Below are 16,638 nucleotides of genomic sequence, written 5' to 3'. Positions count from 1 at the left end.
TCATTAAGTGTGCCTTGCTTTGTTTTACTTCCCTTATCTAAGTTATATTCTCTTTGTCATTTTGTCAATTCAGCGGTAGACTTAATAAAATACTCCGTTTCCTTAGCCAGATTTATTTCATTATAGCTCGATTTTTTATTTCCATCAGAACTAAAAACTATTCGCACAACCGGTCTTGAAGGTAAATTCCTGTTTACCCCGATAACCACTCCCTTTTCACCATTATTCAGAACTATGCCGGTTCCCACAGGAAACGGAGGTATTATTTTAGCAAAGCATCGCAGCACTTCCTCATCCAGTGACGAGGCAGCAATAACCGTCAGGTAATCAATAGCCTGAATTGTGCTGATTTTCTTGCGGTATATTCTGTCAGAAGTCAATGCATCAAATATATCCGCCACAGCAACTATTCTTGAATAAATATGTATCTCATTCCTTTTCAGCCCGCTGATATATCCCTTGCCGTCAAATCTTTCATGGTGGCATAATGCAACCATAGCCGACGCTTCACTAATCTCAGGTATTGTCTTTATAATATTGTACCCCAATAGTGAATGCTGCTTGATAACTTCATATTCCTCATCAGTAAGCGCAGAGCTTTTTTGAAGTATTTCAGGCGGTATCATAACCTTTCCTATATCATGCAAAATCGCACCTATCCCTAATTCCTTCAAAGCATCATAACTTAATTTTAATTCCACACCTGTGACAATTGACAGGACACATACATTAACACTATGTAAAAATGTATAATTATCACAAGACTTTATATCCATTAAATTGATAATAATATCATCTATTAATAAAATTTCATTTACTATTTTAATAACAACCTCTATAATTTTGTCTGAATTCAGCTTATCACCATGATAATAAGCCTCCATTGTGCTTTTAACGAGTTCAATAGCCTCAAGCCTCGTTTTTTCTTCAATAACATCAGGTATATCAATATCCTTTGACACATCATCTTTAATGTATATCTCGGTAATGCCCAGATTTATCAACCTATTTATATATGATGCTGTCAGCCGGGCGCCTGCCTCCAGCAGAACCGCCGCACCATTATGCAGAATTGCCTTTCCGACTATCATTCCGGCCTTGCAATTAGAAGTACTAATTTTTCTCATTTATTTCCTCTTAAATTTATATTGACGTATATGTTGCGATATACATCCTTGTGACAATAATTTATATGCTAAAATATCTCAACAAATATATAATGATTAAAAAATACATTTATCATCATAATTATACTTATTATTCCAAGTAGTGGCAACATATTTTTACTATATTCAAACTTTTTTTGCTATTTTACAAAGATAATATTTTTATATATACTAATCTAGTGACAATGCAAGCAAATCACACGGCTGATGCAAAAAACAAACATATAGTATATTACTATTCTTACCATTTTTTTGTTTTTTATTATGAGGAGTGTTTTTATGACTTATACAATTATTCTTATCATTTCAATTTTGCTATTGCTTTTATATATGAGAATAGAGGCTTCCTTGCTGAGTAAAAGCACAGTCAGCTACAGCACAAGCCATAAAGGCCTTAAAATAGCACACATATCTGACTTACATGTAAATAAGCTTTATATTTCGGCAGAAAGAATCAGAACAGCCTTAAAAGAAGCCAATCCTGATATAATAATTATGAGCGGTGATTATATCGAAAAACCAAAGGATATCACAAGGTTTATTACATTGCTGAGGGAAATAACAGCTATTTGTCCTGTTTATATTTCTCTCGGAAATCATGACCATAAAGCCTTAAATCATGATAATAAAAAGACAGCCTCCTTTATCAATATAATACAAAAAACAGGAGCAGAGGTTCTGCTTAATTCCAATATCAGCATAATAAAAAATAATACAACCTATAATATTATCGGGATTGATGACTTAAAGCAAGGAAAGCCTGATGTCGGAAAAGCATTCAGCGGGATTAAGCCATCCTTGGGTAATAACTGCATAAATGTTGTATTTTCACATAATCCCGACATGCTGTTTAATCTTCCCGAAGAAAAGTCAGACTACTTTCTCTGCGGACATTTTCACGGCGGTCAGATATGGATGCCATTTGGCCTTGAGTTTAAAATAATGAGAAATGAAAAGCTTTGTAAAATGGGATACAGAAAGGGCAGCCACAAAATAAACGGCATAAATATGTATTTAAATAAAGGATTGGGAAATGTAGTCTTTCCGTTCCGCTTTCTTTCTAAACCGGAAATTGCAGTAATCCAGCTTCCATAGAGCGTACAGGCTTTCCCTAAAAAAAGTCTGCTTAACGGGAAGTAAATTAATACCGGCTGATAGCATTAAAACAATTCCAATAGCCTTTTCAGCCGATATTAATTGATTTTTAATAATATACCTGCACGGGAAACCATTATTCCTTTACAGTAATGGCTTTATAACCTCTAAAACGCTGCTCCTTAATGTGTCCAGCCTTGCTTGTGACAGCTCAAGGGTTTTGTCGGACACACCATAGTATATCTTGATTTTCGGTTCTGTACCCGAAGGTCTGATACAGAACCATGAGCCGTCCACCATCTCATAGTATAAAACATCAGATTCCGGTAATATGATTTTCTCCGCAGACCCATCAGCAATAATGTATCTTTCTGATTTCTTGTAATCTCTTATAGCCTTTACATTTAAAGCTCCGATTTTCTGATATTTCACTTGACGCATAGCAGACATTGCAGCTTTGATTTTCATTACACCGTCTTTACCCTCCAGAGTAAATGAATTAACCCCTTCTATGTAGTATCCGTACTTCTCAAATAGGTTTATCAGGGCTTCATACAGCGTAATTCCCTTAGCCTTGTAATATGCCGCCATTTCAGCTATAAGCATTGAGGCTACAACCGCATCCTTGTCTCTTACATCAGTGCCTGCCAGATAGCCGTAGCTTTCCTCAAAACCAAACAGATACTTCTGGCTGCCTCTTTCATCCCGAAGCATTATTTGCTCCCCTATAAATTTAAAGCCTGTGAGAACTTCAACAAGCTCAACATTGTAATATTTCGCAATAGTCCTGGATAGCTCGGTGGTAACTATTGTTTTAACAACAAAACCGTTATCAGGAAGCTTTCCTGTCTCCTGCATTGCGGAAAGCATATATTCAAGCAGCAGGCAGCCTGTATGATTTCCCGTTAATGTAGCGTATTCTCCGTCATTTTTTCTTACCACAACACCAACTCTGTCACTGTCAGGGTCAGTACCTATTATTAAGTCAACATTGTTCTCGGATGCAAGCCTTATAGCTAATTCAAATGCAGATCTTTCTTCCGGATTAGGTGACTTAACGGTTGAGAACTGTGAGTCCGGCAGCTCCTGTTCCTTTACAACCAATACGTTTTTGAAGCCGTTTTCCGATAGAATTCTTCTGACAGGCTTATTTCCTGCTCCGTGTAACGGTGTGTAAACAATTTTGAAGCCGTCTCCTACCCTTGAAGCTGCATCCTTGTTTATGCACAATGTTTTCAGCATCGCAATATATGCATCATCTATCTTGCTTCCGATAATTTCAAGCAGGCCCTTTTCTATCGCTTCTTCCTTTGAAATTGTGTTAACCTTTGTTATATCGGCTATTGAGTTAATTTCAGAAATAACCGCATTTGAACCGTCTATTGATAACTGTCCCCCGTCCCCGCCGTACACCTTGTATCCGTTATATTGCTTCGGATTATGGCTGGCAGTCACAACTATGCCTGCTGCCGCTTTCAAATATCTTACTGCAAAGGAAAGCTGCGGAGTGGGCCTCAATTCATCAAAAAGATACGCCTTAATCCCGTTGGCGCAAAAAACCTTTGCTGCTTCCAGAGAAAACTCGGGAGACATAAATCTTGAGTCATATGCTATAACAATACCGCTATCCTGTTTTCCGAGTTTATTTATATAGTTTGCAAGACCTTGTGATGCAACTCTTACAGTATATATATTAATTCTGTTTGTACCGGCACCGATTATACCTCTGAGCCCTCCGGTCCCAAACTCAAGACTTTTGTAGAATCTGTCTTCTACTTCTTTTTCATTGTCTTTTATTGATAAAAGCTCATCCTTTGTGTCTTGATCAAAATATTCATTTTCCAACCAAAAGTTCAATTTTGACATGCTATCCATAATTTATCAGCATCCTCCTAAAATTCATTTGAACATTCGACTAATAGTATATCATAAAAATTTACAATTTCAATTATGCAATATATATAATATTAATACACAATTCCCAAAAATTATAACCTTTTAATGCAGATTTAACCATTTAAAACATACCAATTCCGGATAATATGGTTGCCGCTATAACTGTGACAAGCCCCGCAAGCCCTATAGCCAAGCCGCTCATAGCGCCCTCGGTCTCCCCCAGCTCAACTGCCTTTGTAGTCCCAAGCGCATGTGCCGAAGTCCCTATGGCAATGCCCTTTGCAGTCTTATCGGTTATCCCGCACACCCTTAAAATCCATTGTGCAAAAACTGCTCCAACAATTCCCGTAATTATAATAGCGGCAACCGTTACAGAGGGAATACCTCCAATTTGGTTAGAAAGCTCTATCCCCAGCGGTGTAGTAATTGACTTTGGAATAAGTGAGGCAAGTAAATCCTTCGGGAGCCCGAAAACCTTCGCCAGACCCCAAATGCTGAAAACAGCAGTAACGCATCCTGCAGCAACTCCTCCAAGTATGGCAATATAGTCCTTTTTCAGAGAATTAATATTCCTGTAGAGCGGCACAGCCAATATAACTGTGGCAGGCGTCAAAAACAATGAAATAAAATCCCCCCCGCTCTTGTAATCCTCAAGAGGGATGTCCAGCAGAAGCAAAACACCTATTACCAATGCAATAGCTATCATAAGCGGGTTAAAAAAGGCTATTTTGGTTTTTTTATTAATAAATATACCTATTTCATAAGCAAGTATGGAAATAAGCAGTGCAAAAATCGGAGCAGCAACTATATCCTTCATATGCATATCCATGCCCATTCAGTATAAACAACAATGAATACGGCAGGAACATTCCCCCCATTTCAATAATAAATATGCTTCAATACTTATAATATTGTTAACAATAATTTGTGCTAAAAATCTATTGAGGCTCAAGCCTTCGCTACATATACTATCGTCTTTTCAGTCTCCTTTTAATTATCTGGACAGTCCAGCCGGTTACAATCATTACAAGGAAGGTGGTTGCAAAGCATATAACCAGTATGGGAATTAAATTTCTCTTTAGAATCCCCGCATATGCTATTAACCCGACCCCTGCCGGAATAAAAAAGAACGCCAGATGATCCAGCAAGAACCTGCTTATTTCTTCAATCATTTCCAGCTTAATTATTCCAAGCAGCAAGCAGACAAAAAGCAGCAGCATTCCGATTATGCTGCCGGGAAGCGGTATGTGCACCACCTTGTTTAAAACCTCTCCCAAAAAGCATATTATCAATACTATTAAAAATTGTCTAAGTAATTTCATTGCATTATCTCCTCAAAGCACAACAGCATGCGCTTCTGCCTTATTTAAGCCTTTCTTTCAGCCCTGCAATTTTATCTCTCAGTGCTGCAGCCTTTTCAAACTGCAAATCACCTGCAGCCTGCCTCATTTCTTTCTCCAGCTTAAAAATTACTTTTTCCAGCTGTTCATAGGATATCATTTCAGTTTTATCACCTGCAGAATAAGTCTCCTCCTTCTCTGCTGCCCTTGTCGCTTCAATAAGATCACGCACAGTTTTCCTGACAGTAGTAGGCACAATGCCGTGCTCCCTGTTAAAATCCATCTGTATCTGACGTCTTCTGTTAGTCTCGCTTATAGCTCTGTGCATTGAACCGGTTATACTGTCGGCATACATTATAACCTTGCCCTCGGAATTTCTGGCTGCTCTTCCTATTGTTTGAATAAGCGATGTTTCTGAACGCAGAAAACCTTCCTTATCCGCATCAAGTATTGCCACAAGGGTGACCTCGGGCAAGTCAAGGCCTTCTCTCAGAAGGTTTATTCCTACCAGAACATCAAATTCACCAAGACGCAAGTCTCTTATTATTTCCATTCTTTCAAAGGTGGCAACATCTGAATGCATATATTTGACACGTATGTCAAGCCCTTTCATATAGTCAGTCAGATCCTCAGCCATTTTCTTTGTAAGTGTAGTAACAAGCACTCTTTGATTCTTTTCTGCTCTGGCATTGATTTCACCTATCAAATCATCTATCTGGCCTTTTACGGGCCGGACAATAACCTCAGGATCTATCAGCCCCGTAGGCCTGATAATCTGTTCAACAACCTGAGCCGAATGTTCCTTTTCATAAGCGGCAGGCGTTGCACTGACATATACAACCTGATTAATCTTATTTTCCCACTCATTGAACTTAAGAGGTCTGTTATCAAATGCAGATGGCAGTCTGAACCCGTAATTAACAAGTGATTCCTTTCTGGAACGGTCACCGTTATACATAGCTCCTACCTGAGAAACGGTAACATGTGATTCATCTATAAAAAGCAGAAAATCATCAGGGAAATAATCCATAAGTGTAAAAGGAGGGCTTCCGGTCTCTCTTCCGCTGATATGCCTGGAATAATTTTCTATGCCTTGGCAAAAGCCTAATTCAGTCATCATTTCCAGATCATATCTGGTTCTTTGCTCTATTCGCTGCGCTTCAAGCAGCTTTCCTTCCATTTTAAAACGTTCAATTTGTTCATCCAGTTCTTCTTCTATCGTAACTATGGCCTTGTCCATCTTCAACTTTGTCGTTGCATAGTGTGACGCAGGGAAAACAGCAATGTGTGACCTCGTTCCCTTAACCTCCCCGGTCAGATAATCAACCTCGGTAATTCTGTCAATTTCATCTCCGAAAAATTCAACTCTAAGCACCATTTCTGAACTGTTGGCGGGAAAAATCTCGACAACATCTCCTCTGGCCCTGAACCTGCCTCTTCTGAAATCAATTTCATTTCTCTCATACTGTATTTCTATAAGCTTTCTGAGTACCTCATCCCTATCCTTGTGCATACCCACTCTGAGAGACATCATCAGGTCTGTATAATCCTCAGGATCTCCCAAGCCGTATATACAGGAAACACTTGCAACAATAATGACATCTCTTCTCTCAAACAGTGCCGCAGTTGCAGAGTGCCGCAGCTTGTCTATTTCTTCATTGATAGAGGAATCCTTTTCAATATAGGTGTCTGTAGCCGCAATATATGCCTCCGGCTGGTAATAGTCATAATAGCTTACAAAATATTCAACAATATTGTTAGGGAAAAAATCTCTGAATTCACTGCAAAGCTGTGCGGCAAGCGTCTTATTATGAGCCATAATAAGTGTTGGCTTCTGTACCTTTTCAATTACCTTCGCCATCGTATAGGTCTTGCCCGAACCTGTTACTCCGAGCAGTGTCTGATGCTTTACACCATCAGATATTCCCTTGCTCAGCTTTTCAATTGCCTCCGGCTGATCACCCTTTGGACTGTACTCTGATATAATTTCAAATTTGTTCATAACTACCTCATTCGCAATTCACAATAAAATCCTGTTAGTATAATTAAATCCCAAGCTATGGGCTTTTCCTCCAATAGTATTGTATTCAATTATAGCATATAGCCAAACAAAATCAAACATGTGTTTGGAATAATAAAGCTTATGTTATATAATTAAATAATGCCATTTTAGTCCTGTTACTGAAAAAACATATGTTCAATAAATATTTTAAGGCCTATGGCAATTAATATTATTCCTCCCACAATGCCGGCTCTTTTCCCTAATAAAGTACCAAACCGCTTTGCAATCACAACTGCGACAGTACAGCTTACAAAAGTAACTATGCTTATAATACTTATTGAATAATAAATATTTACATTAAGAGCGGACAGGCTTACACCAACAGCAAGAGCATCTATACTAGTTGCAATAGCCTGAATAAACAAAAGCTTAAATGTCATTGAAAACAGTTCACAATCCTTTTTATCCTCTTTCGCTGATGCCTCATGCAGCATCCTTCCCCCAATAATAGCTAATAAAACAAAGGCTATCCAGTGGTCAAACTGATTAATTATATCAGAAAAAGCATTTGCAGCAAAATATCCAATCAATGGCATTATTCCCTGAAATAATGCAAACATCAATGCCATCTGCAATACATTCTTTATACCAACTCTTCTTATACATAAAGAGTTGGAAATAGATACTGCCGCCGCATCCATTGAAAGCCCCGCTGCCAAAAGTATTAGTTCCCAGATTCCCATACTAACCTCCACGCCCTACTTGAGCACAAATTTATAACCTCGGTAATGCTTCGTGCAAAAAAACTGGGAACTATTCCACGACACATGAAATGAGTTCCCACCTTATATTCTTTTTATCCCCTCGGTACAAGCCCTATTTTCCTGTAAACCTTTGAAAGAGTTTTTCTGGCCATATAAGCAGCCTTGTCGGAATTCTCCTTAAGGATTGAATTCAAATAATCCTTATTTGAAGAGAACTCATTATATTTTTGCTGAATAGGCTTCAAGGTTTCTACAACCGACTGACCGACAGCTTCCTTCAAATCACCGTATGTTCTCCCCTCAAATTCCTTTTCAATATCGCTGAAGCCCTTATTTGTTGTTGCAGAATAAATACTGATCAGGTTACTTACTCCGGGCTTATTTACCTCATCATAACGGATTTCACGCTCCGAATCGGTAACCGCTCTCTTGAATTTGCGCATAATGGCATCCTCAGTATCCAGAATAAATACATACGCATTTTCATTTTCATCTGACTTTGACATCTTCTTTTCAGGCTCCTGCAAGCTCATAATTTTCGCACCTATCTTGGGAATATATGCATCCGGAATAACAAAGGTATCACCGTAAATACCGTTAAACCTTGAGGCAATGTCTCTCGTTATCTCAAGATGCTGCTTCTGATCCTGACCTATTGGTACAAGGTCTGCCTGATACAGCAGAATATCAGCTGCCATAAGGACAGGATAGGTATACAAGCCCGCATTTATATTATCACTGTGTTTCTGCGACTTATCCTTAAACTGGGTCATTCTGTTTAATTCCCCCATATATGTGTAGCAGCTCAATACCCAAGCCAGCTCTGCATGTGCACTGACATGCGACTGAATAAACAATGTACATTTCTGAGGATCCAGTCCGCAAGCCATATAAAGAGCCAGTAAATTTAAGCTTCTCTGCCTCAGCTCAGCCGGCTTCTGCCTGACAGTAAGTGTATGTAAATCAACTACACAGTAAAGGCACTCAAATTCCTCCTGCATTGGTATCCAGTTTTTTATAGCTCCTAAATAATTACCTATGGTAAGATTCCCTGATGGCTGAACACCGCTGAAAATCCTCTTTTTCTTTTCTGTCTGCTCCATTAAAACACATCCTTAACCTGAAATTTGTTTGAATAAAATACACATAACTGTAAAATTTCCAGCAACTGATACACTGAAAATCTCATATCATTGATTTTATCACTATTATATTATTAATAACAAGGCATTTTGAATTTTTTAGCGGTTTTTTTCTTTCCTTTTGTAGGACAGAAAAACAATAAAAAAACCCAATCCGCCTATCAAATAAAAAGCACCCGCTCTTGTCTGTCCCGAAGAATATTTTAACATTCCAAAGGCAATCAGTACAATAGTAAAAAACATACTTCCAAAACTCATTATTTTATTTACATTCATAATTATACCATGCCTGCTTCTCAATAAGTTTCGGAAAGCGCTCGGCATGGATTCTCCCCTCTACAGCACAATGCAAGCTTCTTTCTGCACTGCACTAAATGTAATTTCACCTGCTGCCTTTACATCTAATTGATTTTATCAAAAAGTGCCTTTAATTTCTTATTTCTTTCAATCAGAAGCATCAAAGGATACCCAAGCAAGTAGCAGGCGACTACTTGGCCGCCGCCCACCGAAAGCATTGTCATAAACACAGGCAGCTCATAAAGAACACTTAACATGGCCCCCACAGCCACAGCATTTATAATTACAGGAGGCAGAGGAGCCAGCAGCTTTCTTTTGGGTCTGTTAAAAGATACCTTATACGTCAGATAGGAGGCTGCAAGTGTTGATATGCTTCCTATAGCTATATCCCAAATCCCATTGCCTCCCAGTATATTTGAAACCAGACATCCTACAAACAGTCCCGGGATTGCCATCGGAGTGAAGTATGGAAGCACTGTAAGCGCCTCGGCGAATCTAATCTGATACGGAAAAAAGCTTGTAAGATAAAAAATCAAGGTCAGCACTAAATATACTGCTGCTATCATTGATGAAGTTGTGAGCAGCCTTACTTTTTTATTATTCATAATTATATCCATTCCTTTATTTTTAAACCCGTTGCAATAACCGGATATGATCTCTTCCTCCTTTTAAACAATGGACATTGCAGCAAAACAATATTAACAAAAATACTGCCCTGCAGTAAGCAGGCAGTGCCGCCATAGTTTTATTTACAGACAGGATGGTCACGAACTGTCTTAGCTTGAAAGAAGTAAAATATAGTTATAAATTATATAACTGTTATTTATATATTATATATTACAATCAAAACTGAATCAATGCCTTACAAAACTGTCCGGACACATTATTCGTCTGAAGACAGCATACTTTATGAATATAAATCGTACTTTATGTCTATAATCCCATATATTCACATAAGCTGGATACCCTGTCGTTCTTAGAGCAAATTATTCAGTTTGGCATGCCCTTGGTTTTTTAAGTCAACTAGTTACTTTTTTCTTTTTTTCAGATATAATTAGCTTTGAAAAGCTTGAAAATAAATTGTGCTGCATGACGTATTTTCAGAACAATTTTTATACTAATTGCCGCTGCACGGCTTACGGAGGTTACTTATGACAATATCAAATTACGATGCTGCAATAATAGGCAGTGGTATTTCCGGTATATTTGCCGGTTATGAATTAACAAAGCTGAACCCTCAGCTGAAAGTATTGATGCTTGAGCAGGGAAACAATATATTTAGCAGAAATTGTCCCATTGTTGCAAATAAAATCAAAGATTGCATACGTTGCAAAAGCTGTGATATAATGCGGGGCTTCGGAGGCGCCGGTGCATTTTCCGATGGAAAATTCAATTTTACAACCGAATTTGGAGGCTGGCTGAATGATTATCTGGATGATTCCGAGGTTATGAGGCTGATTAACTATGTTGACAGTGTGAATGTTGAATTTGGTGCAACAAAAGAAAAATACTCCACATATACCGATGCTGCTAAAATAATAGAGAAAAAAGCTCTTGAAAACGACCTTCACTTGCTGCAGGCATCCGTAAAGCATCTGGGAACAGAAAACAATCTCGAAATACTCAAAAGTATGTATAACTACCTTGCAAAGCTGCTTGAAATCAAATGCAATACTCAGGTTCTGACCATTAACCCTTCAAAGGAAGGCTATGAATTAAGTTTGTACAATGGAGAAATCATCAAATGCAAATATCTGATTGTTGCTCCCGGAAGATCAGGTGCGGAATGGTTTTCAACGCAATGCCGTCAGCTGAAGCTTGACTTGATAAACAATCAGGTTGATATCGGTGTCCGGGTTGAGCTTCCTGCCAAGGTATTTGAACATATAACCGATGTTGTTTACGAATCAAAGCTGATATACAGGACAAAGCAATATGGTGATCTTGTACGCACCTTTTGTATGAATCCTTACGGACATGTCGTTTCTGAAAATGTTGACGATATAGTTACTGTTAACGGGCACAGCTACACTGACCCACAGCTCAGAAGTGAGAATACCAACTTTGCGCTTCTTGTAAGCAACCGGTTCACTCAGCCCTTTAATGAGCCGTATCAATACGGTAAAAGGATAGCCTCCCTGTCTAATATGCTTGGGGGAGGTGTACTTGTGCAAAGATTCGGTGATCTTATAAAAGGTGCCAGAACCAATCCGCACAGGCTGAGTCAGAGCTTCACACATCCAACACTGAATGCGACTCCCGGAGATTTAAGCCTTGTTTTAACCAAGCGGCATCTGGACAATATTATCGAGATGATTTATGCATTGGATAAAATAGCCCCCGGTACGGCAAACTATGATACACTTTTATACGGAGTTGAAGTGAAATTCTACAGTTCAAGGCTTGAGCTTACAAATGAGCTTGAAACCCGGCTTCCAAATATGTTTGCCATCGGAGACGGTGCCGGAATAACCAGAGGTCTTTCTCAGGCGAGCGCAAGCGGTGTTCTTGCAGCAAGAACCATATCTGACAGAATAAAGTCAGCTTCCGCCGCTGAAACCAACAGTAATTGACTGCCCAGCCTGTAAGCATTAAATGAAAAAATATACAAAAAACAAATAGGATTCCACGACTGAGGGGTAACGCCCACAGCCTTGGAATCCTCCTTGTTATTGCTTACTGCTCTGTATAACTGGAAGCAGAATCAATAATTATTTGCTTATTAACTCCGTCCCATAAAAGTTCAAAATCAATTACTGAAGCCAAGTCCTTAAGCTTGAAGTAGTTATTTCCATTTATATTATAGGCTTCAAGAGCTATTTCCTCTCCGTCCAGATATATTTTGGACTGGTTGGTAACTCCTTTAACAGAAGCAGGCCCTGATACAGGAGCAAGCTCCTTGCCGTCAGATGTATATGCTTCACCTGTCAAAAGATTAATAGTCTTATTTTCGCTATCCCAGGACACTTCAAATTGCTTGTCCGAACCGTTGATCGCCATAGCTAAGTCCCTCAGCTTGAAATAGTTGTAACCGTCAATATTGTATGTATAAAAGGCAACCTGCTTTCCGTCCACAATAACCTTTGGTGTCGCAGCCTTTGCAACTACCTCCTTAACCTGAACAGGCTCAGGTGCAGGAGTTACTTCAGGCGTCCCGGAAGAAGCATCTCCGTCTTCAAATACAAACCATATCGGGAAATCATATATTACATTGAAATCTATGTCACGTAAGGAGAAGCCAAAATACAGAGGTTCTTTTGCAGCTTCATCAAAATCCTCATAGAAGCTGGGACTAAAGGTTACGTGGCCATCCTCTATGTCTAACATTAAATCACCTATCGGATCATACATTGTTGAAATAGTTGAGGTAATCATAAAAACATCAGGATCAGTTGTTACCACCTCAAAAAAATCATATCTTCCGTTGCTCTTCTTCTCTGGCTTTTCAACAACAATGGCATGCACTGTCTCACCGTCAATAGTAACATCTCTTCCCTCGATAAATCCCGGAACAACGATTTGATAAGCATCGTCTCCGAAACTGACAGTTTCTTCATGTGCCGCACTTACCGGAAATGCAGACAAACAGGTAAGAATCATAGCTACCGCTAATGTTTTTAACATCATTTTAATACGCATCAATTTTCCTCCTTTTGATTTTGCCTGAATTTCCATAACCTGTATAAAATATAGTTTTAAAAAATTAAAATATAATAACAGTCGGAAAATTAATTATAAATAATCCGGAACTTTCTTAAATAAAATATTTTTGTCTTGTATAATACTTATTCAGGTGGAAATTTAAGCTAATATGATGATATGATAACACAGTAAGTTATTTGTTGCAATAAGTCGAATTATAAATTTTATTAATTTTATTTCGCGTTTTTATGGACATATTAATTATTTATTATTTAAATCCAAGCTAAAAAACACCCTGCCGCAACAAACAGCCTCAAAAATATCTGCTGTCCTGCAAGGTGTTTTTCATCTGTGTTTCAGGCCTTTTCCGGTTCGGGATACTCAATGCCAAAGGTATCAACCGTAACCTTTTTCATAACTTGGTTCTCTTTCGGCTTATCATTATAGTCTCTTTTTACACTGACTATCCTGTCTGCCTCTTCTATTCCTTCGATTATTTTTCCAAATGCGGCATATTGACCGTCAAGATGCGGAGCCTTTGCAACCATTACAAAAAATTGCGAACCGGCTGAGTTCGGAGCCATCGTCCTCGCCATAGATAAAACACCCTTGTCATGCTTCAAATCATTTTTGACGCCGTTTGTGGAAAATTCACCCTTGATGCTGTAGTCCGGTCCGCCCATACCTGACCCGTCCGGGTCTCCCCCCTGAATCATAAAGCCCGGTATAACTCTGTGGAAAATAACTCCGTCATAAAAGCCCTTGTTTATAAGTGAAATAAAATTATTCACCGTATTCGGTGCTATTTCCGGGTAAAGCTCAGCTTTCATGATACTTCCGCTTTCCATCTCAATTGTTACTATTGGATTCTTGTTCATAATATTTGTCCCCTTTTCTTGTGCCGTAGTTCATTAGCTCAGCTTCTGAGCCTGAATACTAACAATGTCTATTATATTTTAAAGCTTTAAGCCGATATGTCAAGCTTTAAGCTTTATTTCCCCTACTATTTTTCATGCTATTCTTAACACATACCTCATCCTTCTATAACTGATTTTATTCCAGCTTCAAGCTTAGCTGCACATCTCCCTTATCCTCCTCCTTTAAATAGCAGCCGATGGCAGGTATATTCTTTGTCCTGTAATAATCAGGATCAGAAAGCCTTCTTTCTTCCAGTGTCTGTATGCTTAACAGCCTGCTTCCCTTTTTGGAGGTGAGAACCTGTACTCCCTGTGAAGCTCTGGTGGTTTTAGGACTGATTTCCTCAGTATTGAACACCAGTACCTTTTTAATATTGCTTTGCGCGGCTAAATCCACATCTTCATTTATATATAGCATTCTTACCAAAGGAACTTTGCTGTAATATGCATTTGCCAGCTTCTTTCTGTTTGTCTTTGTAGCATAGCTCGACATTTCAATCTTAGCTCCTTTCCCGTTCTCATAGAAAAAGAGCATATGGCCTTCATAATTATCCGTAGCTGTAATATAAATTATCTTTTCATCGTTTTCCAGCCCCAGCAGGTTTGTAATATATTCCCCTAAACTGCTGGCTTTGCAGTCCGGTATATCATATATTTTCATTTTATACACACTAAACTGGTTAGAAAACAGCATAAGCTCCGATTTGTTATGAGTTTCTATTTCCTGAATTATTGCATCGTCATCCTTCAGCTTCTGCTCGGAGCCTGACCTGAGAGAAACAAGTGTAATTTTTTTGAGGTAATTATGCTCTGTAAGAAACAGCTTCAAGTTGTAATCCTCAATAAGGTGCTCGGTAGTTATCTCTTCCACCTGCTCTTCGCTGATTATTTCCGTACGCCTTTGCCGTCCGTATTTTTTTACAATCTCCTTCAGCTGCTTCTGAATTATTTTTTTTATCCTTGCTTCACTCTTGTAGATATCCTCTAAATCAGCTATTTCTTTAATTAAACTCTCAGTTTCGCTTACCTTGTTTAAGATATATTCCTTATTCAGATTTCTAAGCTTTATTTCCGCAATGAATTCCGACTGAACCTGATCTATTCCGAAACCTTCCATCAGGTTTGGCACAACCATTGTTTCCTGCTCTGTTCCACGGATTATAATAATTGCCTTATCTATATCAAGTAATATTTTCTTGAGGCCCATCAGTAGATGAAGCCTGTCCTTCTTCTTTCCTATATCAAAAAAAGTCTGACGCTTTATACATTCCATCCTGAATTTCAGCCATTCATTCAGAATGGTTTTTACACCCATAACCCGCGGTCTTCCGTCTATCAGTATATTAAAATTGCAATTGAAGCTGTCCTGCAAGGCAGTAAACTTATAAAGCTTGTTCATCAGGGCATCGGGGTCGGCACTTTTTTTAATATCAACTGTCAGCTTTAATCCGCCCAGGTCTGTTTCATCTCTTACATCAGTGATTTCCTTTATCTTGCCGCTTTTAACCAAATCGATAATCTGGTCCATTATTGCCTCAATTGTTGTTGAATACGGTATTTCTATTATTTCGATACAGTTGTTTGCCTTATCATAATTGTACTTCGCACGAACCTTAATACTGCCTTTTCCATTATCATATATATCCCCTATATCCTTTTCCGAATATATTAATTGTCCTCCCGATGAAAAATCCGGTGCCTTTAAGTAATCCCTGATGCTGATATTTTCATTGTCAATCAGAGCCGAAGTCGTTTCACAAATTTCCTTCAGATTAAAGCTGCATATATTACTTGCCATTCCAACGGCTATTCCCTGATTTGCATTTACCAATATATTTGGATATGTAGTCGGCAGCAGAACCGGCTCCTTTATGGTACTGTCATAATTATCCGCAAAGTCCACGGGGTCCTTGTCTATGTCCTTGAATATTTCCTCGCAGAGCTTGTCAAGCTTGGCCTCTGTATAACGCGGCGCCGCAAACTTCATATCTCTTGAAAACTGCTTTCCGAAATTTCCTTTTGAATCAATAAAAGGATGAAGAAGGGCATCATTTCCTCTCGTCAGCCGTACCATAGTTTCATATATGGCCATATCGCCATGAGGATTCAGCTTCATGGTTTGCCCCACAATATTTGAGGATTTTGTTCTTGCTCCTGTCAGAAGTGACATTTTATACATTGTGTAAAGAAGCTTTCTGTGGGAAGGCTTGAAGCCGTCAATTTCGGGGATTGCTCTTGAAACTATAACACTCATGGCATAAGGCATATAATTGGTTTCAAGAGTTTCTACTATATTTTGTTCTTCAACAATAATTTTCTTGGAAGTCATGCTTATCCTCTTTTCTATTTCCAGTTTACCGGAAATTACCGGTCTAAA

General features: G+C 38.6%; 14 protein-coding genes. 2 read left to right on the top strand and 12 right to left on the bottom strand.

The window, feature by feature from the left end:
• Positions 1-56 precede the first annotated feature (56 nt).
• The gene (locus LY28_RS05530; RefSeq protein WP_110461193.1) at positions 57-1,127 is read right to left on the bottom strand and encodes an HD-GYP domain-containing protein; all 1,071 of its coding nucleotides are present in this window, start codon (positions 1,125-1,127) and stop codon (positions 57-59) included.
• A 318-nt stretch (positions 1,128-1,445) separates the two neighbouring features.
• Here LY28_RS05530 and LY28_RS05525 point away from each other — a divergent pair, with 318 nt between their 5' ends.
• Positions 1,446-2,261, top strand: coding sequence for a metallophosphoesterase (locus LY28_RS05525; RefSeq protein WP_110461192.1), 816 nt, complete (start codon positions 1,446-1,448; stop codon positions 2,259-2,261).
• Positions 2,262-2,405: 144 nt separating this feature from the next.
• On the opposite strand, the gene LY28_RS05520 is transcribed toward LY28_RS05525, so the two are convergent.
• The 8 genes from LY28_RS05520 to LY28_RS05485 form a co-directional block, all read right to left on the bottom strand.
• Positions 2,406-4,136 (bottom strand): phospho-sugar mutase, encoded by a 1,731-nt coding sequence (locus LY28_RS05520; RefSeq protein WP_110461191.1) that lies wholly within the window; start codon positions 4,134-4,136, stop codon positions 2,406-2,408.
• Between the two features lie 142 nt (positions 4,137-4,278).
• Positions 4,279-4,974 carry an LrgB family protein gene (locus tag LY28_RS05515; RefSeq protein ID WP_110461297.1) on the bottom strand — a complete coding sequence of 232 codons (696 nt, stop codon included), beginning with the start codon at positions 4,972-4,974 and terminating at the stop codon, positions 4,279-4,281.
• Positions 4,975-5,125: 151 nt separating this feature from the next.
• A complete protein-coding gene (locus tag LY28_RS05510) occupies positions 5,126-5,479 on the bottom strand; it encodes a CidA/LrgA family protein (RefSeq protein WP_110461190.1) in 354 nt (117 codons plus the stop codon).
• A 40-nt stretch (positions 5,480-5,519) separates the two neighbouring features.
• Complete coding sequence (gene uvrB / locus LY28_RS05505; protein ID WP_110461189.1) at positions 5,520-7,499, bottom strand: excinuclease ABC subunit UvrB; 1,980 nt, start codon at positions 7,497-7,499, stop codon at positions 5,520-5,522.
• A gap of 176 nt (positions 7,500-7,675) precedes the next feature.
• On the bottom strand, positions 7,676-8,242 hold the full coding sequence (locus LY28_RS05500; RefSeq protein WP_110461188.1) for a manganese efflux pump MntP: 567 nt from the start codon (positions 8,240-8,242) through the stop codon (positions 7,676-7,678).
• A gap of 113 nt (positions 8,243-8,355) precedes the next feature.
• Entirely contained in the window at positions 8,356-9,366 is a 1,011-nt protein-coding gene (gene trpS / locus LY28_RS05495) for a tryptophan--tRNA ligase (protein ID WP_110461187.1), read from the bottom strand.
• Positions 9,367-9,504: 138 nt separating this feature from the next.
• Complete coding sequence (locus tag LY28_RS19070; protein WP_165835503.1) at positions 9,505-9,681, bottom strand: hypothetical protein; 177 nt, start codon at positions 9,679-9,681, stop codon at positions 9,505-9,507.
• 125 nt (positions 9,682-9,806) lie between these two features.
• Positions 9,807-10,307 carry a QueT transporter family protein gene (locus LY28_RS05485; RefSeq protein ID WP_110461185.1) on the bottom strand — a complete coding sequence of 167 codons (501 nt, stop codon included), beginning with the start codon at positions 10,305-10,307 and terminating at the stop codon, positions 9,807-9,809.
• A gap of 546 nt (positions 10,308-10,853) precedes the next feature.
• On the opposite strand from LY28_RS05485, the gene LY28_RS05480 reads away from it, so the two are divergent.
• The gene (locus LY28_RS05480) at positions 10,854-12,275 is read left to right on the top strand and encodes an NAD(P)/FAD-dependent oxidoreductase (protein ID WP_110461184.1); all 1,422 of its coding nucleotides are present in this window, start codon (positions 10,854-10,856) and stop codon (positions 12,273-12,275) included.
• A 103-nt stretch (positions 12,276-12,378) separates the two neighbouring features.
• Here LY28_RS05480 and LY28_RS05475 read toward each other — a convergent pair whose 3' ends face one another.
• The 3 genes from LY28_RS05475 to LY28_RS05465 form a co-directional block, all read right to left on the bottom strand.
• The gene (locus tag LY28_RS05475) at positions 12,379-13,341 is read right to left on the bottom strand and encodes a hypothetical protein (protein ID WP_110461183.1); all 963 of its coding nucleotides are present in this window, start codon (positions 13,339-13,341) and stop codon (positions 12,379-12,381) included.
• A 359-nt stretch (positions 13,342-13,700) separates the two neighbouring features.
• Positions 13,701-14,222: a peptidylprolyl isomerase gene (locus LY28_RS05470; protein ID WP_110461182.1), complete on the bottom strand. Its 522-nt coding sequence runs from the start codon at positions 14,220-14,222 to the stop codon at positions 13,701-13,703.
• A 175-nt stretch (positions 14,223-14,397) separates the two neighbouring features.
• Complete coding sequence (locus LY28_RS05465; protein ID WP_110461181.1) at positions 14,398-16,590, bottom strand: DNA gyrase/topoisomerase IV subunit A; 2,193 nt, start codon at positions 16,588-16,590, stop codon at positions 14,398-14,400.
• Between the last annotated feature and the right edge of the window lie 48 nt (positions 16,591-16,638).

It is taken from the genome of Ruminiclostridium sufflavum DSM 19573 (genome assembly GCF_003208175.1).
Classification (GTDB): Bacteria; Bacillota; Clostridia; order Acetivibrionales; family DSM-1351; genus Ruminiclostridium; species Ruminiclostridium sufflavum.
The sequence above is the reverse complement of the archived record's forward strand: the minus strand, read 5'-3'. Positions and strand labels throughout refer to the sequence as shown.